Below are 16,574 nucleotides of genomic sequence, written 5' to 3'. Positions count from 1 at the left end.
CGGGCCGGTGCGGCGCCTGCCGTTCCTGGGTGCCTGGCCCGCCTGGCAGCGGGCCCTGGCCGCCGAGCTGGCGGCGCTGCCGGCGCCGGTTCAGCCGGCCGGAGCCCCTGCCCAGCCAGCACCCTGGCTGCTGCATCACCCGCTGGAGGGTCCGCTGGGGGTGGCTTTCCTGGCCCACCTGGAGGCGGCCACCGGTGCCCGCTGCCACGCCACTCCATACAGTGCCCCCAATTCCGAGGACGCTCCGCTGTCCCTGCCTCGTCCCGCCCTGCCCCTGGCCCTGGCGGCCAACCGGCTCACCGACGCCCTGCCACCATCGCTGGGCCTGCCGCTGCTGCAGCGGCCCCGGTTCCGGGCCGTGGTGCTGGAGGCCCTGATGGCACTGCCATGACGGAGCCATGACCGACGAGACCCCGGCCCCCCCCATCGAGGACGGCCCCGGGACCGTGTACCTGGTGGGGGCGGGCCCGGGGGATCCGGACCTGCTCACCCTGCGGGCCCACCGGCTGCTGCAGCAGTGCGATGCCCTCGTCTACGACTCCCTGGTGCCCACCGCCCTGCTGGATCTGGTGCCCCAGGGCTGTGAGCGGCACTTCGTGGGCAAGCGCCGCGGCCACCATTCGGTGCCCCAGCCCAGCACCAACGCCGTGCTGCGGGAGCTGGCCGGGCGCCGGCGGCTGATCGTGCGCCTCAAGGGCGGCGATCCGTTCCTGTTCGGCCGCGGTGGGGAGGAGGCGGCCCACCTGGCGGCCCACGGAATCCCGGTGCAGGTGGTGCCGGGGGTCACGGCCGGCATCGCCGCCCCCGCCTATGCCGGCATTCCCGTCACCCACCGCCGGGCCGGATCGAGCGTCACCTTCGTGACCGGCCATGAGGAGATCGACAAGCGCCGCCCCGGCGTCGACTGGCGCGGCCTGGCCCGCAGCAGCGACGGGCTGGTGATCTACATGGGCCTGCACAACCTGCGCCACATCGTCGCGGAGCTGGTGGCGGGCGGACTGGCCCCCACCACCCCCGCCGCCGTGATCCAGCAGGGCACCGTGCGGGGCCAGCGCCAGCTGGTGGCCACCCTGGAGGTGCTGGCCGACCGGGTGGAGGCCGAGGCCTTCGCCTCCCCCTCGATCGTCGTCGTCGGCGCGGTGGTCCAGGAGCGGGTGCCGTCCTGCGCCCCGTCGCCCGCCGATGTGGCGATGCCGATACCCTTCTGACGCTGACTGTGCCGCTGATGGCCACCCCCCTGCCCCGGCGTGCAGCGGTCGCGGCCCTGCTGGCCGGACCCCTGCTCGTCGGTGCCCTGGTGGCCGCGGCGGGCGGCCGCCAGGACGAGGCCAGGGCCGCGGCACCGCCGCTCCTGGTGAGTGCGGCGGCCAGCCTTTCGGGGCCGCTGCAGGCCCTGGCCGTTCCCTTCGCCAGGGGCCAGGGGGCGGCGCCGCCCCAGTTCAACTTCGGCGCCTCCGGGCTGTTGCAACAGCAGATCCAGCAGGGGGCGCCGGCGGACGTGTTCCTCTCCGCCGGCGTCCGGCCGATGGACAGCCTGGAGCGGGCGGGCCTGCTGCTGGCCGGCAGCCGGCGGGATGTGCTCGGCAACCGGCTGGTGCTGGTCGTGCCGGCCCGATCGCCACGGCGCCCTCTGGACATCGCGGGACTGGCGGGCCCCAGGGTGCGGCGCATTGCCATCGGTGACGGCACCGTGCCGGCCGGCGACTACGCCCGCCAGGTGCTGGCCCACTACGGACTCACGGCGGCCGTGGCCCGGAAGCTGGTGCCCCTGGGATCGGTGCGGGCCGTGGCCCGGGCGGTGGCAGAGGGCAACGTGGACGCCGGCTTCGTCTACCGCAGTGATGCGGTGCAGCTGGGGGGGCTGCGGGTGGTGGCCACCGCCCCGCTCGCCAGCCATGCCCCGATCCGCTATAGCGGCGCGGTGCTGCGCAGCAGCCGCCAGCCCCAGCTGGCCCGCGCCTACCTGCGATCCCTGGGTAGCCCCGCCGCCGGGGCCCTGTTCCGTCGCGAGGGCTTCGAGGTCCTGCCCGGTCGGGCCCCCTGATGGAGGCCGACCCCGGCCTGTCGCCCCTGGTGCTGTCGCTGCGCAGCGCCACCCTGGCGGTGCTGCTGGTGGCTCCGGCCGGATTCCTCGCCGCCGACCGGGTGCGGCGCTGGCGGGGTGTGCGGCGCGCGTCGGCCGACCTGCTGCTGCTCTCGCCCCTGGTGCTGCCGCCCACGGTGCTGGGGTTCGTGCTGCTGCAGCTGCTGGGCCGCTACGGCCCCCTTGGGGAGCCCCTGGCGCGGCTGGGCCTGGAGCTGGTGTTCAGCTGGCCCGCCACGGTGCTGAGCGCGGCGGTGGTGGCCTTCCCCCTGATGTATCGCACCCTGCTGGCGTCGCTGGAGCAGCTGGATCCCGGCCTGGAGGGGGTGGCTCGCAGCCTCGGAGCGGGGCCCTGGCGGGTGTGGCGGCGGATCACCCTGCCCCTGGTGCTGCCGGGGTTGGGGGCAGGCCTGAGCCTGAGCTACGCCCGGGCCCTGGGGGAGTTCGGCACCACCCTGATGCTGGCGGGCAACATCCCGGGCCGCACCCAGACCCTGCCCCTGGCGATCTACGCGGCCGTCGATGCCGGCGACCTGGCCCGGGCCTGGGCGTGGACCGGCCAGGTGCTGCTGCTCAACGGGCTCTGCCTGGGGCTGGTCCAGCTGTTCCTGAGCCGCTCCCGCCGCTCCCGCCGGCCCGGCACCGTGGCCGCGGCGTCCCCCACGGCCCTGCCCCAGCCGCCTCTGCTCAGCCCTCCGTCGTCCCCGAGGCCTCCGGTGTCCCCGCTGGCGCCCGGCCGCCCCTTCGCTCTCTCCTTCGCGCTGCAGCAGCGCCACGCTGACTTCCGCTTCGAGCTGGCCCTCGACACCTCCTGCCGTCGGCTGGCGATCCTGGGGCCGTCCGGCGCGGGCAAGAGCCTGCTGCTGCGCCTGCTGGCCGGGCTGGAGCGCCCCCGGACCGGCCGGATCGAACTCAACGGCCGGGTGCTGTTCGATGCGGAGCGGGGGCTCGATCTGCCGCCGGAGCGGCGCCGCATCGCCGTGATGCTCCAGAACGATTCCCTTTTCCCCCACCTGACCGTGGCCGCCAACGTGGGCTTCGGCCTGGCCCACCTGCCGCTGGCCGAACGCCACGCCCGGGTGGCCGCCCAGCTGGCGGCGGTGGGGCTGCAGGAGCAGGCGCGGCTGTTCCCCGCCCAGCTCTCGGGCGGCCAGCAGCAACGCACGGCCCTGGCCCGGGCCCTGGTGACCGATCCGGACCTGCTGCTGCTGGATGAGCCCCTCTCCTCCCAGGACACCCACCGTCGCCGGCACCTGCAACAGCTGATGGAGGACCTGACGGCCCGCTCCGGGGTGCCCACCCTGCTGGTGACCCACGACATGGAGGAGGCCTACCGCCTCGGTGAGGAGCTGCTGGTGATCGACCGGGGGGTGCTGCTGCGCCACGGCCCCCGCGCGGAGGTGTTCGAGCGGCCCGGGGCCGTGACGGTGGCGCGGCTCACGGGCTGCCGGAACATCGCGGCGGTGCGGCGTCTCGGGCCCACCCGGCTGCGGGCCCCGACCTGGGGCCTGGACCTGGAACTGCCGGAGCCCCTGGAGACGGCCGTCAGCCACGTGGGGCTGCGGGCCCACCAGCTGGAGCTCGCCGCCGCCCCCGTGCCCGGGGCCGCCCACCACTGGCCCTGCCGGGTGGTGGGGGTGAGCGAGGGGCCGCGGCACGTCACCGTCTCGGTGGTGCCGCTGGCCAGCCCCGCGGGGGCGGATCTCCCGGGGGGCGGGCCGATCGAACCGATCCTGGTGGAGCTGTCCCGTCGGGCCTGGGAGGCCCTGGGACCGGCCGCCGCTGCTGGCCCCCTGGTGCTCTGCCTGCCCGCGGGCGGGCTGCTGCCGCTGCGATGAGCGCCATGCTGTGTGCACCATCCCGACGCCTCCGACCCGGCATGAGCCAGCCCGGCCTTTCCCACCTCAACGCCGCCGGCCAGGTGCACATGGTGGAGGTGGGCGACCGCCCCGCCAGCGACCGCCGCGCCGTGGCCGAGGGCTGCATCACCATGGCGCCCGAGGTGCTGGCCCTGGTGCTGGAGGGCCGGGCGGCCAAGGGGGATGTGCTGGCGGTGGCCCGGGTGGCGGCGATCCAGGGCGCCAAGCGCACCTGGGAGCTGATCCCCCTGTGCCATCCCATCGCCCTCACCGGGCTGGAGGTGCGGATCGAGCCGATGGCCGACGGCCGCGGGCTGCGGCTGGAGGCCAGCGCCCGCACCACAGGCGCCACGGGCGTGGAGATGGAGGCGCTGACGGCGGTGCAGGTGGGCCTGCTCACCCTCTACGACATGGTCAAGTCGGCCGATCCGGCCATGACCATCGGCCCGGTGCGGCTGCTGCGCAAGGGGGGGGGGCGCCGGGGCCCCTGGGAGCACCCCGCCGTGCGGGGCCTGGCGGAGGCGAGCGATGGCTGAGCCGTTCCCCCGCGAGGGCCTGCCCGTGGAGGAGGCCCGGCGACGCGTGCTGGCGGCGATCACGCCGCTGGCGGGACGTGAGCGGCTGCCGCTGGCGCGCTGCCTGGGCCGGGTGAGTGCCGAACCGGTGCGGGCCCCCGAGGCCGTGCCGGGTTTCCGGGCTTCGATCATGGATGGCTACGCCATCGCCGACGCCGAGGCTCCCAGCCCTGGCCGCCGCTGGCGCCTGGTGGGCCGTTCCGCCCCCGGAGATCCCTACGGGGGGGTGCTGGCTGAGGGGGAGGCGATCCGGATCCTCACCGGCGCCCCCCTGCCGGAGGGGGCCCAGCGGGTGCTGCCCCAGGAGCTGGTGAGCCCCGAGAGCCCCGGCGCCGGCGGTGGGGCCGAGTGCCTGCGGATGACCGGAGAGGCGGGCCCCAACCCCTGGATCCGCGCCCCCGAGGAGGAGGCCGCCGCCGGCGACGAGCTGCTGCCGGCCGGGGTCCGCCTCGGGGCCGCCGCCCTGGGGCGCCTGGCCAGCTGCGGCGTGGCGGCGCTGGCGGTGAGCGTCCAGCCGCGGGTGGGGCTGCTGATCAGCGGCGATGAACTGGTGGCGGCCGGTGCGGCCCGGGGGCCGGGCCAGATCTGGGAGAGCAACGGCACCCTGCTGCGGGCCCTGCTGGAGCGGCTGGGCTACCCCGTCAGCGAGCAGCGGGTGGTGGCCGACGATCCCGCCGCCCTGCGCCAGGCGCTGCTGGAGCTGGCCGCCGGCTGCGACGTGGTGGTGAGCACCGGCGGCGTCTCGGCCGGCGACAGCGACTGGATCCGGCCCCTGCTGGCCGAGCTGGGGGAGGTGGGTTTCTGGAAGCTGTTCCTCAAGCCCGGCCGGCCCTTCGCCTTCGGCCGGCTGGGGCCGCGGCCCTTCTTCGGCCTGCCCGGCAACCCGGTGGCCGCGGCGGTCACGGCCCTGCAGCTGCTGTGGCCGGCCCTGCAGCAGCTGGAGGGGGGCGAGGTGGTGCCGCTGCCCCGGCTGAAGGTGCGCCTGGCCTCGCCCCTGAAGCGGGGCGCCGGCCGGCCCGAGCTGGCCCGGGCCCGCTTGGTGGTGGATGGGGACGGCGCCCTGCTGGCGCAGGTGGAGGGCAGCCAGGCCTCCTCCCGCATCGGCTCGCTGCAGGGGGCCGACCTGCTGCTGGAGATCCCCGCCGAGGCCGGATCCCTGGCGGCCGGCACGGAGCTGTGGGCCCAGCTGCTGCGGCTGCCGCTGCTCTGAGTCAGTCGCCGACGGCGTCCGGCGCTCCGGGGGCGGCGATCGGTGCCGGGATCGGGGCGGGGAGGCCGTCGATGCTGCGGCGGTTCTTGCGCTTCCAGTAGCGCTCCAGGCCGTCGTTGCCCTTGCGGCGCGCCCAGCTGTCGAGCTCGGTGCGGTCGCCCCCGTAGCTGTAGCGGGGCACCGCCATGCCGCAGGAGGTCTGGACCCGTTCGATGGCCAGGTCGAAGATCTGGCGGGCACCGGCCAGGGGCTCGAAGTGGCCGAACAGGGCCTCCCAGTCGGCCTCACCCCGCTGGGTGGTGCGGGCGGTGCCATAGAGCCGCAGGATCTGGGGCGGGCCCTCGAAGGCGCAGAACATCAGGGTCATGCGCGGGCACGCCTGAACGTGGGCGGCGGTCTCGTTGCCGCTGCCGGTGAGGTTGAGCCAGATGACGCGGCGCTCGTCGAGCACCCGCAGGGCATCGCGCCCCTTGGGGGACACGTTCACCGTGCTGTCGGCGGTGGCGGTGCCGACGAAGAAGAGCTTCTGGGCGCCGATGAAGGTGATCTGGTCGGCGGTGAGGGCGTCGCTGGACTGGCCCATGGAACGGGGTGCGAAGGGAAGGGGGCGTGGGGAGGTGGGGACGTCACAGCGGTGTGTTGCCGGCCACCCAGGTGCCGCGGCCGCCGCTCCACTCCCGTTTCCAGAAGGGGGCGTGGTGCTTGAGATCCTCCAGCAGCTCCTGGACGCAGCGCAGGGCGGGACCGCGGCGGTCGGCCCGGACAGCCACCAGCACGATGGCCTCCCCCGGCCGCACCCGCCCCACCCGGTGCGCCACCAGCACCGCGTCCGCCCCGTGGCGCGCCGCGCAGGCCTCGGCGAGGAGGACCAGCTGGGCCTCGGTCATGCCCGGGTAGTGCTCGAGTTCCAGGGCCTCGAGGGGATCGCCGGTGGCGGTGGTGGGGCGCACGCGGCCGATGAAGTGGCTTTCGGCGGCTGCGTCCGTGGCGCCGGGCCCATCGGCCGCCAGGCTCCGCTGCCAGGCGGCCAGGCGCTCCAGCGGCTGGAAGGGGGTCTCCAGGAGCTGCACCACGATCGGGGGGGCCGGGCGCAAGGGGCTGGTGGTGGCCATGGTTCAGCCTCCGGTGATCGGGGGCAGGAAGGCCACCTCGTCGCCCGGGGCGAGGGGGCTGCCCGGGGCGGAGAACGCCTGGTTGATGGCCACCCGCACCGTGGCCGGCAGCTCGGTGCTGTCCGCTCCGGGGCCGGTGCCCAGGGCCAGCTGCCGCCAGAGGTCCGCCGCGGTGGTGCACCGGGCGTCGGGGCGGGGGGCGAGGGGGATGAGCCGTTCGCCCCAGCCGGCCCGCTCGCGCAGGCCGGCGAACAGGCGCACGCGCACGCTGGGGACGCTCGGCTGGGTCATGGGGTCTGCCTGGGCTGGGCCATGGCCATGGTGGCGGCTCCGGTGGGCCTCAGGCGGAAAGACCGACCTGGCTGTGCAGGGACCGGCAGACCACCCGGTTGCGACCATGGCGCTTGGCTTCGTAGAGGCAGTCGTCGGCCAGCTGCAGCATCCGGTCGGCGTCGCACTCGGCCATCGACAGCGGATCCCAGGACGCGATGCCGATGCTGACGGTGAGGACGTTGCCCGTGGCAACGCCGGGATGGTAGATGCCCTTGTCCTGGATGGACTCGCGCAGCTTCTCGCACAGGCGCAGGGAGGCCGCGGCATCGGTCTTGGGCAGGATGATGGCGAATTCCTCGCCCCCCAGCCGGGCCACGAAGTCGCTTTTGCGACTCAGGCCGGTCCGGAGGGCATCGGCAATCTCCTTGAGGCATCGGTCGCCGTAGGCGTGGCCGAGAACATCATTGACCACCTTGAACTGATCGATGTCGATCAACGCCAGGGACAGGTTGACCTGGGCGGCTCTGGAGGCGGAGACATTCCCCTTGAGGAACGAATCGAAGCTTCGGCGATTGGCGAGCTGGGTGAGGGGATCCAGCATCGCCAGCCGCTTCGAGCGTTCACTCTCGAAGGCATAGAACAGCAGGCTCAGCAGGCTGCTCATCGCTTCGATGCGCTGCACCTCCTGGTCGCTGAAGACACTGCCTTCATGCAGGGCAATCGTGAGAACCGGTATGGAAACACCACGTGAGTCCAGCCGGATGCCGAGGTAATCGCTGCAGCCCACATCCTTGAGGGAGTCCAGAAAGGGGAAGCCGTTGTCCTTGGTGGTGAACAGCTGCTGCCGAAACAGCTTGCTTCTTGTGGCAATGAAATGCAGGGGGCTGCGCAGGTGCTCATCCTGCTCCAGGAAGTCCCGCTCCATGCGCAGGGTGCTGACAAGGCCCGGTCTGGAGCTGACCCAGACATACTGGCTGCAGTCGATGTCATCCTGATCGGGCAGAAAGGCCAGGGAAAAGCGGTAGATCTCCAGGCCCCAGGATTTCAGCTCATTGACAAACAGAAGCACGAACTCCTCGAAGCTGCGCAGTCTCGACCAGTTGTCGATGATGTAGCGCTCCAGCGGAATCTTCCTGTCGGAGGTCTGGTAGCCTTCGCCATGCCCGGAGTCACGCAGCCGCGACGTGGCACGGATCTGCTCCAGCGTCTGCTGCAGGGAATCGCGGTCTGCCCAGTTGGAGGATTGAATGAACGACTCCACGTCCTCCAGGGAAAGGGGAGGCGAGACGAGGAACCCCTGCAGGGCATCGGCGCCCAATCGGATGACGGCGGTCAGTTCGTTGTGGGTTTCGACGCCTTCGCAGACGACCGTTTTGCCCAGCGCATGGACTGTTTCGATGAAGGAGCCGACATAACGCTGCAGCCGGAAGGATCGGTCGATCCCCTTGATCAGATCGATGTCGAGCTTGATGGCGTCGTACCAGGCTTCACTGATGCGCCGATAGTTCGACAGTCCGGATCCGAAATCATCGATGAAGATTCTGAAGTTCAGCTCCCGCATCAGTCGCTCCGATGCCGTCGTCACGCCTTCCGAGCCCGCCAGGATGTCCGTTGCGGCCATCTCGGTGATTTCGATGCAGAAGATGGAGCTGTCGATGCTGTGCTGCTTGAACAGGCTGATCAGCTGATTGAGACGCTGATCGGTGGATACGGAATCGGAACTGACATTGACGGAGATATACTCAATGCGATGGCGAAGAAACTCCGATGCCTTGAGCTGCTGTTGCACGTCAGCGAGCCGGCTGACAACCAGCGCGTCGATCTTGTGGGTGATGCCGATGTCATGGGCCAGCTGAATCACATGTCCCGTGCCGAGCTTGCTCAGGGCCGGGGGCAGGAAGCGGATCAGCAGCTCGAGGCCGAAGTGGCCTGGATTGCTGAGCTGCAGAATCGGTTGGAAGCGCAGCTCAAGATCACTCGCCTTCAGGGACGTGAGTTGACTTCTGATTTCTCCTTTATCCTTGACCAGCAGATCATCACCGCTCTTCACCAGGCGGTACGAACGTCTGTCTTCGGCGGCCAGAATCTCCCCGAAAGCCTGCATCGTCAGCAGGGAGTCGGGCGGCTCAACCAGCGGGAACCGTTGCCCGGTGATGATCACATCATCCCAGGCCAGCACCGAATCGCTGGAAATCTGAATGGACCCGGAGACAATGCCGAGCAGACGGGCCAGGAGCGCCTCGCAGGCGCCATTGTCATCGATGGGGATGTTGCCGGAGGACCGGACGATCAGGGCAATCTTGTTCTTCGACACATGGTAGAAATTGAAGCCGGGGTGTACGGCCCATCCCTTGTCGATGGCACGACAGGCCTTCGTGAGGATCTTGTTGATCTCCACCTCACTGAGATAGCCGCGTTGCCGTTCGAGATAGCGAAAGTCGATGGTCACGAGGAAGCCATCCTCGCCGCGCTCGGCGTGCTTCCTGAGGGCCGAAGGCTCCAGATCCTTCACCAGGGCATAGTGGGTCAGGAAGGACGTGTGGCCTTCCCTGCGGAAGCTTCCGGTCGCCGGTTGATCCTTCCGGCGGTTATGGCTGGAACGCCAGGCGATCACCACGCTCAGCCCGATGCCCAGCAGCCCCAGGGCCAGGGCGAGGCTGCGGACGCGATCCGCCTGTGTCGGCAGGGCCGGTGCCAGGGTCAGCCCCACCGCCAGATCTCCGAAGCCGACCCGGTAGAGCGCACCGGCCGGCGCCCCCTTCGCCATCCCCTTCGCCTCCAGGGCGGTCCATGGGGCCAGCCGGATCTGCCTGTCGCCATCCTGATCGCGCTGGATCAGGCTGCTGCCGCTGACCCTGATCCATTCGGGGGCCCGGCGGCGACCGGGGGCCGTGCTGAGCAGCAGGCCATTTCCCTGCCCCGGTTCGCCCGCCATCACCAGATCCAGCCGGGAAAAGCGGCGGGGGCAGATCAGCAGTCTGCCCTTCAGGGAGGAGGATCCGGTCGCCATCACCGCCGCAACGGGGGGGGGCACCAGCTCCGCCGCGCTGACGGACTGCAGACCGGGGGGGGGCATGGCCGGCCCTTTGGCCTCCGCGCCGGCGGACCCCGGCGCCGATGGCGTGGCGAAAAAACGCTCGACGTCCTGCAGGGTGGTGCACAGCCGCCCGGCAATCCGATCATTCTGGCGGCGTAAGTCGTTGAAACTGCGCTGATCCAGCAGATGGGTGAAGATCAGGAGAGAGGTGCCCGAAAGAAGCGCTCCACTGATGATCATCAATGTGGTGCGTCGGCGCATGTTCCTCCCTCACCGGCCTCACCTTAGCCACAGCTGCCGTGTGGAGCCCCGGGCCGACGCCGCTTCCCTGCCCGGCGCAGCGGTTTGATGATGTGGCCCAGCGCCCGATTCCCTCGGCGCCTTCACCCTTGCTCAGGGAAAAACTCAGGCTTCCTTTCTGAGCCCTCGAAGGTGACGACGGCGACGTCGATCGGTTTGCCCACGCCCCTAACATTCACGGGCATGCATCCTTTCAGGCCGTGGGCGCCGCACGGATCACGAGTTCAGTGGTTTTGCGGGCGGTGACGCCAGCCGTTCTGTCGGTGGTTGTGTCAGACCATCCGTTCCTGATCTGCGGGCCTGTTTTCTCCTCAGCGTTGGATCTTCAGCGGTGATCCATACAGCTGTCGTCGGAGGAGGCGCCTGCGGGCTGGCCCTGGCCAGGGGGCTGTGGCAGCAGGGACGACCCGTGCGTGTCTACGAACGGGCCATGGCCTCCCATCTCCATGGCCATGGGTTTCTCCTGCTGGCCAATGGGCTCGCCGCCCTGCGGCGACTCGGCTGCGACCCGGACGGCACCCTGGGCCATCCGATCACATCGGTGAGGATTCTCTGCGCTTCCGGGCAGGTGCTGGTGGAGCACCCGCTCGAGGGGGCGGTGGCGATGCTGCGCCACGATCTGCTCAATGTGCTGCTGCACGGCGCCCCCGACGCGCTGGTCCAGTACAACCACCCGTTCGAGCGCTTCGACTGGGACCGGGAGCGGGCCCGGGCGGTGTGTTTCCAGAACGGCCGCTCCCAGCCCGCCGATGCCTTCGTCGCGGCCGATGGGGTGCGCTCCAGCTGCCGCCTGTCCCTGGGATGCGGGGCGATGACCAATCCCGGCCGGGTCAAGGAGATCGTGGCCCATGTGCGCCAGCCCCTGGTGGCCGCCGAACTGGGCCATCGCTTCCTCAAGGTGCTCGACCCCTCCGGAGGGCTGGCGGTCGGCCTGGTGCCCCTGGGGGATGACCGGCTGGTCTGGTTCGTTCAGTTCGACAGCCAGCGTTTCACAGCTCCCCAGCCCTCCGAGGTGGGGGCCTTCCTCCAGGACCACTTCCGGGGGTTCCCCGTTATGGTGCGCCACGTGCTGGGCGCCACCGATCCGGCCCGCGCCCATGTGTGGCACACCGTGGACGAGGACCCGGCCACCCGCTGGAGCAAGGGCAACGTGGCACTGGCGGGGGACGCGGCCCACCCGCTGCTGCCGTTCACCAGCCAGGGGGTCAACACGGCCCTGGAGGATGCGGTGCTCCTCAGCGACCTGCTGGTCGGCTGCCGCGACCCCGACGAGCTTCCTGAGCTGTTCTGCGCCTACGAACGCCAGCGGCGGCCGGCGCTGCTGGGCTGTGTGGAGGCTGGTCGCCAGATGGCACGGGACTTCGTCCAGCCGTCGCCCACCCGGCTCCAGCTGCCGCTGATGGCATGAGCGATCGCTTCACTGACAGCTTCCGTGACGGCGCGGTGCCGCTCGAGCTGCTGCGCCAGCGGGCCCACAACCTGCGCTGGGCCGAACAGCCCCCCGGGGTGATCCCGCTCACCGCCGCCGATCCCGATTTCCCGGCGGCGCCGGTCATCCGCGACGCCATCGCCGACTACGCCCGCTCCGGGGTGTTCAGCTACGGCCCCGCCGGCGGGCTGCCCTCCTTCCGGCAGGCGGTGGCGGGCTACCTGCGGCAGCGGGGGGCGTCCGTGCCCCCCGAAGCGGTGGTGGCGGTGAACAGTGCCGCCGCCGGTCTGGCCCTGCTGACGCGCCACTGGCTCTCGCCCGGCGACGAGGCGATCGTCTGGGATCCGGTCGACTTCCTGTTCGCCCACACCGTACGGAGCGCCGGCGGGGTGCCGGTGCTGTGGCGCATCGATCCCCAAGCCCCCCTGGATCTGGCGGCCCTGGAGGCCCTGGTGACCCCCCGCACCCGGCTGCTGTGCCTCTGCAATCCCCACAACCCCCTGGGCCGCTGCTTCCGCCGCGACGAACTGGAGGCCGTGGGTCGCTTCTGCCTGGAGCGGGGCCTGCGGGTGCTGAGCGACGAGGTGTGGAGCGATGTGGTCTACCCGCCGGCCACCTTCACCAGCTGGCTGGCCCTGGAACCGGAACTGGCCGGCCTCGGGGCGGTGGTGCATGGCTTCTCCAAGTCCTTCGGTCTGGCCGGCCTGCGGGTGGGCTACGTGGCGATGGCGGATCCGGAGGCGGCCGCCCGGCTGCTGGCCGCCAGCGAGCTGCCCTCCACCGTCGATGGCGTCGCCACCCTCAGCCAGGTGGCGGCCACGGCGGCCTACAGCCCCGACGGCCTGGCCTGGCTGGAGGCCTTCCTGCGCCACCTCCAGGCCCGCCGCGACCAGGCCGTCAGCCGGCTGGCGGCGATCCCCGGCCTGCGGGTGCGGCCCCCCGCGGCCACCTTCGTGCTGTTTGTCGGCCTGCCGCCGCTCCAGGAGAGCGTCGAGGCGCTGGTGGAGCGGCTGCGGCGGGACCACGGGGTCGCGGTGGTGCCGGGGAGTCCCCGCTGGTTCGGCCCCGGGGCGGCGGGCCACCTGCGGCTGAGCTTCGCCACCTCCGAGGCCCTGCTGGCCGAGGCCCTCGAGCGCCTGGCGGCCGGACTGACCTCGGGGCCCTAGCCAGCTGGGAGCTGCTCAGGGCAGCAGCCGCACCGGGTCCCCCACCGCCATCGGGCCGGGGGTGACCACGCTGAGGCGGATGCCGGCCACGACGCCGTTGTGGCGGGCGGTGGCCCGCAGGATCTCCAGGTTCTCCTCCAGGGCGCCCTGGGCCAGGGTGGTGACGACGCAGCGGGGGCAGCCACCGTCGACCCGCAGCACCAGCTGCTCGCCGATCTGCAGGCAGGCGCCGCTCCAGGCCTCCTCCACGAAGCCGGAGGCCTCGGGCGGCGTGGCGATCAGCAGGTTGGGGCGGAAGCGCTCGACGGCGAAATCCAGCTCGGGCTCGAGCTGCCGCAGCCGCTCCAGGGTGGCGGTGGTGATGGCGTGGATGGGGCAGGCGTCGAAGAAGGTGCCTTCGGGCAGCTCCAGGGCGTTGGTCACGTTCTGGAAGGCGCGCCCCTCCACCGGCGGCCAGTACTGGTCGAGGCTGGCGCCCTCCGGCGGGGTGTCCATCAGGCTCACCCGGCGGCCGAAGCGCTCACTGAAGACGGCGCCCACGTCGTCCTCGGCGCTGCAGAGCCCGGCGCTGCCGTCGTCCTCACGGGGGCTGATCAGCACCGGTGGCAGGGGCGCCGCCTCCGCGGGCTCCTCCCGGAAGCGGGCCCGGTAGCCGAGCAGGCCCTGCCAGAGCCGCGGGTTCTTGGCGCTGGCCACCCGGCCGCTGGCGTGGTCCCAGAGGGCATAGGCCCGGTCGCCCCGGATGCCGCGGGGATCCACCGCCAGCTGGCTGGGGGAGTCCCCGAGCATCGATTTCACCGGGTAGCGCCAGAGCGTCTGCACCGTTCCCACCAGATCCTGCACGCCTGTCGCCTGTCGTTGCCGGCGCACTCTGGGGGCGGAGGCGCGACAACGCCGGTAGCAGCACCTACCGTCCGCAGAGCGCACGCCGGGATCCGCTCGCCAGGGCCATGAAGGCGTTCATCCACCTGAGATCCGCCCGGTTCCCCGAGCTGCCCGGCGAGGCCGGGGAGATGGTGAATCCGGGCACGGTCGGCAAGGCCCTGGCGCTCCACCTGCAGCAGCGGCTCAAGGCCATGGGCCGACGGGCTCCCTTCCTCTGCTGCGAGGACTGGGGCTGGTGGGTGGAGCTGGCCGATGCCCCGTTTCGCTTCGGCGTCTGCATCTACAGCCTGCCGCCAGAGGCGGAAGCGGACGCCGATGCGGACGCGGCGACGGAGGGGGTGGGGATGGCGTTCTGCTGCACCGACGGGGCCGTCGCCGAGCGGATCTGGGACTGGCGCCGCTTCCGCTTCATCGACACGGCCCCCTGGGCCGAGGCCCTGCACGGGGAACTGCTGGCGATCCTCGGCGACGACCCGGAGGTGGAGCTGCTGGGCTGCGGACCCAGCTTCCCTGGAACAGGCGCCTGAGGGGCCCCTGGGCTGGCGGGCTCCGTCAGGGGCTCCAGAAGCCGCGCGCGTTGAGCCACAGCCCCAGCACCAGGAGCGGCAGCAGGAATCCCGCCAGGATCTGCAGCCGCGGCCGCAGGCCGGTGGCCTCCGGGGCGGCCCCGGCGACGTCCTGCCGGGGGGGCGTCCCTCTGCCGTGGCCGGGCGTGCGTCGGCGTGATCGCGAAGCCATGGAGGCGAGGGGAAGGGGCCTCAATTCTTCACCAGCACCTGCTCCAGCGACAGATGATCACGGATGTCACGGGGCAGGTGGGTCCAGTGGCGGGCGATCAGCTCGGCCAGCTGCTGGCCGTTGACGAGGCTGATCCTGGCGAAGCCCTCCTCACCGGCCGCCGTGGTCGCCGCCGGCTGGAAATCGGCGGTGGTGATGAAGATCCCATGGCCGCCGAAAGGAATGAACTGGCGCAGTTCCCGCACCGCATCGGCGCCGATCCGGGCGCCGAGGTTGCCGCGGTGGAAACGGGCGTGGATGCGGATGCGGGCCGGCAGCGACAGGCTGATGTCGCCGCAGGCATCGAACACGTCGCGCAGCACCCCGTGGTGCTCGGTCCGCTCCCAGTCCTGGAAGCCGAGGGCATCCAGCAGATGGACCACCAGCCGCTCGAATTCGCCGGGATCCAGCTGCAGGAGCTGCTCGAGCACGCTGCGGTGGGACTCCTCCTTCCTGGTCGTCGACCGGGCCGGGGTCGTTGTCTCCTGACGGCCGATGGCGCGGATGAATTCGGCCTGGTGCTCCACCAGGAACACCGTCAGCAGGGAACGCATCCGGGTGTGGGACGGGACGGTGAGCAGGGTGCGGATGGAATTGCGGAACGGCGCCGAGAAGTGGTCGAGCCGGAGCGGTTCGGGTGACCAGGTGACGGGACGCCGATGGCGCAGGGGACAGCCGTCGTCGCCGGTGGGGTCGTAGTAGGCGCGGCCCTCATCGACGACTCCGAAGCGCAGCAGGTCGGCTTCCGCTGCCGGAATGATCACGTGGTCGCCGGGACGGATCTCGAACAGGAAGCGGTGGATCTCGTTGACGTAGTTGGAGAGCAGGATCGCGCTCTGGATGTCCGGGAAGTAGCGGCGCACCACCGAGAAGAGCTGCTCCCGGTTCCGGACCGGACCGAGGTCCTCGGTGATCTCCCGCCAGCCGATGCCGACGAAACCGCCGCTGAGGAAGTTGTCCGCGTAGATGCCGCCGCCCGCCCGAACGCACCAGACGTTGGTCATCGAAGGGACGCGGGTCGGGGGGGCAGGCCTGCGGGCGCCATGGAGGGGGTGACGGCGCTTACAGCTTCCGAATGGAAGATCCCTGAGATTGTCGCGAATCTTGCCGGGAAGCGCATCCTCATCAACCCTGAGACGCAGGAGAACGGTCTGATACCTCCAAGCTTAAGCCATCATTCACCATTCTTTAGTTCTTCGGGTCGAGCCTTGGCTCGAGGCGGCGCACGGCCCGCTCCAGGGACGGGGCCAGGCCGCGCCGCTGCTGCAGCCTCGGGCTCCAGATCCGGCCGCTGCGCAGCTCCTCCAGCCCGGCCAGCGCCATGTCCTGGCCTTCGTTCAGCTGCAGCGCCGTCAGCGGCACGGTGAGGGGTCCGCGGAAGTAGTAGGCACTGAGCTGGTCGTCGTGGTGCTCGAACCAGAGCGGCAGCGCGGGCGCCCCCCAGCCGATCTCCTCGCGCAGCTCCCGCAGGATCGCCTGCTCCGGCCGCTCGCCGGGGTCGAGGTGGCCGCCGAACAGGCCCCAGCAGCCCGGATGGACGATCCCCTCGATGTCGTCCCGCAGCTGCAGCAGCCAGCGCCCCTCGCGCTCCAGCATCGCCAGCGCCACCGCAAAGGTCATGGGTGGGGGCGGTCCATGGGGCGGTGCGGCCGGTCGTGGGGATTCTGGCGGGGGCGGGGTGGCGTGATGGACACCTGGTGTCCTCCGTTCCCGCCTACTTTTCCCCGGACATTCCTCCAGCCCGTGAACACCGCCGATCTCCTCTTCCTCCTGCTGCGGGCCGCCACGGCGGTGCTGTGCGGGGTGGCGGCGCGGGAGGCCTGGGAGCGCGCCCGCCTGCCGGGGCAGCCGCGGCAGCGGCGCTGGCG

16 protein-coding genes and 1 pseudogene are annotated in these 16,574 nt (G+C 71.6%); 9 read left to right on the top strand and 8 right to left on the bottom strand.

What is annotated here, in order from left to right:
* The 6 genes and pseudogenes from KBY81_RS14245 to KBY81_RS14220 all read left to right on the top strand — a co-directional run.
* A pseudogene (locus KBY81_RS14245) lies at positions 1-391 on the top strand (hypothetical protein); the annotation flags it as partial.
* A gap of 7 nt (positions 392-398) precedes the next feature.
* Entirely contained in the window at positions 399-1,208 is an 810-nt protein-coding gene (gene cobA, locus KBY81_RS14240; protein WP_106219692.1) for a uroporphyrinogen-III C-methyltransferase, read from the top strand.
* A 17-nt stretch (positions 1,209-1,225) separates the two neighbouring features.
* Entirely contained in the window at positions 1,226-2,044 is an 819-nt protein-coding gene (gene modA / locus KBY81_RS14235) for a molybdate ABC transporter substrate-binding protein (RefSeq protein WP_106219691.1), read from the top strand.
* Positions 2,044-3,921, top strand: coding sequence for a molybdate ABC transporter permease subunit (modB, locus tag KBY81_RS14230; RefSeq protein ID WP_254976835.1), 1,878 nt, complete (start codon positions 2,044-2,046; stop codon positions 3,919-3,921). Before modA ends, modB begins: the two co-directional genes overlap by 1 nt.
* A gap of 41 nt (positions 3,922-3,962) precedes the next feature.
* Complete coding sequence (moaC, locus tag KBY81_RS14225; protein ID WP_254976834.1) at positions 3,963-4,478, top strand: cyclic pyranopterin monophosphate synthase MoaC; 516 nt, start codon at positions 3,963-3,965, stop codon at positions 4,476-4,478.
* Positions 4,471-5,727, top strand: a complete 1,257-nt coding sequence (locus KBY81_RS14220) for a molybdopterin molybdotransferase MoeA (protein WP_254972047.1) — start codon at positions 4,471-4,473, stop codon at positions 5,725-5,727. The genes moaC and KBY81_RS14220 overlap by 8 nt, the downstream gene beginning before the upstream one ends.
* A gap of 1 nt (position 5,728) precedes the next feature.
* On the opposite strand, the gene KBY81_RS14215 is transcribed toward KBY81_RS14220, so the two are convergent.
* From KBY81_RS14215 to KBY81_RS14200, 4 genes are read right to left on the bottom strand one after another with little or no spacing between them, the layout of a single operon-like run.
* Complete coding sequence (locus tag KBY81_RS14215; RefSeq protein WP_254976833.1) at positions 5,729-6,310, bottom strand: pyridoxamine 5'-phosphate oxidase family protein; 582 nt, start codon at positions 6,308-6,310, stop codon at positions 5,729-5,731.
* 43 nt (positions 6,311-6,353) lie between these two features.
* On the bottom strand, positions 6,354-6,839 hold the full coding sequence (locus KBY81_RS14210) for a molybdenum cofactor biosynthesis protein MoaE (RefSeq protein ID WP_254976832.1): 486 nt from the start codon (positions 6,837-6,839) through the stop codon (positions 6,354-6,356).
* A gap of 3 nt (positions 6,840-6,842) precedes the next feature.
* Positions 6,843-7,130, bottom strand: a complete 288-nt coding sequence (locus KBY81_RS14205) for a MoaD/ThiS family protein (protein ID WP_254976831.1) — start codon at positions 7,128-7,130, stop codon at positions 6,843-6,845.
* A 49-nt stretch (positions 7,131-7,179) separates the two neighbouring features.
* A complete protein-coding gene (locus tag KBY81_RS14200) occupies positions 7,180-9,822 on the bottom strand; it encodes a GGDEF domain-containing protein (protein ID WP_254976830.1) in 2,643 nt (880 codons plus the stop codon).
* 958 nt (positions 9,823-10,780) lie between these two features.
* Between KBY81_RS14200 and KBY81_RS14195 the strand changes: the two genes are divergently transcribed.
* Positions 10,781-11,857, top strand: a complete 1,077-nt coding sequence (locus KBY81_RS14195) for an NAD(P)/FAD-dependent oxidoreductase (protein WP_254976829.1) — start codon at positions 10,781-10,783, stop codon at positions 11,855-11,857.
* On the top strand, positions 11,854-13,044 hold the full coding sequence (locus KBY81_RS14190; protein ID WP_254976828.1) for a pyridoxal phosphate-dependent aminotransferase: 1,191 nt from the start codon (positions 11,854-11,856) through the stop codon (positions 13,042-13,044). The genes KBY81_RS14195 and KBY81_RS14190 overlap by 4 nt, the downstream gene beginning before the upstream one ends.
* 15 nt (positions 13,045-13,059) lie before the next feature.
* Here the strand turns inward: KBY81_RS14190 and KBY81_RS14185 are convergent, their stop codons facing one another.
* The gene (locus KBY81_RS14185) at positions 13,060-13,914 is read right to left on the bottom strand and encodes an MOSC domain-containing protein (protein ID WP_254976827.1); all 855 of its coding nucleotides are present in this window, start codon (positions 13,912-13,914) and stop codon (positions 13,060-13,062) included.
* Between the two features lie 80 nt (positions 13,915-13,994).
* Here KBY81_RS14185 and KBY81_RS14180 point away from each other — a divergent pair, with 80 nt between their 5' ends.
* Positions 13,995-14,456: a hypothetical protein gene (locus tag KBY81_RS14180; protein WP_254976826.1), complete on the top strand. Its 462-nt coding sequence runs from the start codon at positions 13,995-13,997 to the stop codon at positions 14,454-14,456.
* Between the two features lie 25 nt (positions 14,457-14,481).
* On the opposite strand, the gene KBY81_RS14175 is transcribed toward KBY81_RS14180, so the two are convergent.
* The 3 genes from KBY81_RS14175 to KBY81_RS14165 form a co-directional block, all read right to left on the bottom strand.
* Positions 14,482-14,667: a hypothetical protein gene (locus KBY81_RS14175; RefSeq protein WP_146134527.1), complete on the bottom strand. Its 186-nt coding sequence runs from the start codon at positions 14,665-14,667 to the stop codon at positions 14,482-14,484.
* Between the two features lie 20 nt (positions 14,668-14,687).
* Positions 14,688-15,710 carry a restriction endonuclease gene (locus KBY81_RS14170; protein WP_106219678.1) on the bottom strand — a complete coding sequence of 341 codons (1,023 nt, stop codon included), beginning with the start codon at positions 15,708-15,710 and terminating at the stop codon, positions 14,688-14,690.
* Between the two features lie 184 nt (positions 15,711-15,894).
* Positions 15,895-16,326: an NUDIX hydrolase gene (locus tag KBY81_RS14165; RefSeq protein WP_254972056.1), complete on the bottom strand. Its 432-nt coding sequence runs from the start codon at positions 16,324-16,326 to the stop codon at positions 15,895-15,897.
* Positions 16,327-16,574: the final 248 nt, after the last annotated feature.

Source organism: Cyanobium sp. Lug-B (assembly GCF_024345635.1).
GTDB classification, from domain to species: Bacteria; Cyanobacteriota; Cyanobacteriia; order PCC-6307; family Cyanobiaceae; genus Cyanobium; species Cyanobium minutissimum.
Note: the sequence above shows the minus strand (reverse complement) of the source record. Positions and strands in the feature narration are given on the sequence as shown.

Coding starts and splice junctions, on each gene's coding strand:
- cobA (WP_106219692.1), top strand. CDS start 399: ATGACCGACGAGACCCCGGCCCCCCCCATCGAGGACGGCCCCGGGACC.
- modA (WP_106219691.1), top strand. CDS start 1,226: ATGGCCACCCCCCTGCCCCGGCGTGCAGCGGTCGCGGCCCTGCTGGCC.
- modB (WP_254976835.1), top strand. CDS start 2,044: ATGGAGGCCGACCCCGGCCTGTCGCCCCTGGTGCTGTCGCTGCGCAGC.
- moaC (WP_254976834.1), top strand. CDS start 3,963: ATGAGCCAGCCCGGCCTTTCCCACCTCAACGCCGCCGGCCAGGTGCAC.
- KBY81_RS14220 (WP_254972047.1), top strand. CDS start 4,471: ATGGCTGAGCCGTTCCCCCGCGAGGGCCTGCCCGTGGAGGAGGCCCGG.
- KBY81_RS14215 (WP_254976833.1), bottom strand. CDS start 6,310: ATGGGCCAGTCCAGCGACGCCCTCACCGCCGACCAGATCACCTTCATC.
- KBY81_RS14210 (WP_254976832.1), bottom strand. CDS start 6,839: ATGGCCACCACCAGCCCCTTGCGCCCGGCCCCCCCGATCGTGGTGCAG.
- KBY81_RS14205 (WP_254976831.1), bottom strand. CDS start 7,130: ATGACCCAGCCGAGCGTCCCCAGCGTGCGCGTGCGCCTGTTCGCCGGC.
- KBY81_RS14190 (WP_254976828.1), top strand. CDS start 11,854: ATGAGCGATCGCTTCACTGACAGCTTCCGTGACGGCGCGGTGCCGCTC.
- KBY81_RS14180 (WP_254976826.1), top strand. CDS start 13,995: ATGAAGGCGTTCATCCACCTGAGATCCGCCCGGTTCCCCGAGCTGCCC.
- KBY81_RS14175 (WP_146134527.1), bottom strand. CDS start 14,667: ATGGCTTCGCGATCACGCCGACGCACGCCCGGCCACGGCAGAGGGACG.
- KBY81_RS14170 (WP_106219678.1), bottom strand. CDS start 15,710: ATGACCAACGTCTGGTGCGTTCGGGCGGGCGGCGGCATCTACGCGGAC.
- KBY81_RS14165 (WP_254972056.1), bottom strand. CDS start 16,326: ATGACCTTTGCGGTGGCGCTGGCGATGCTGGAGCGCGAGGGGCGCTGG.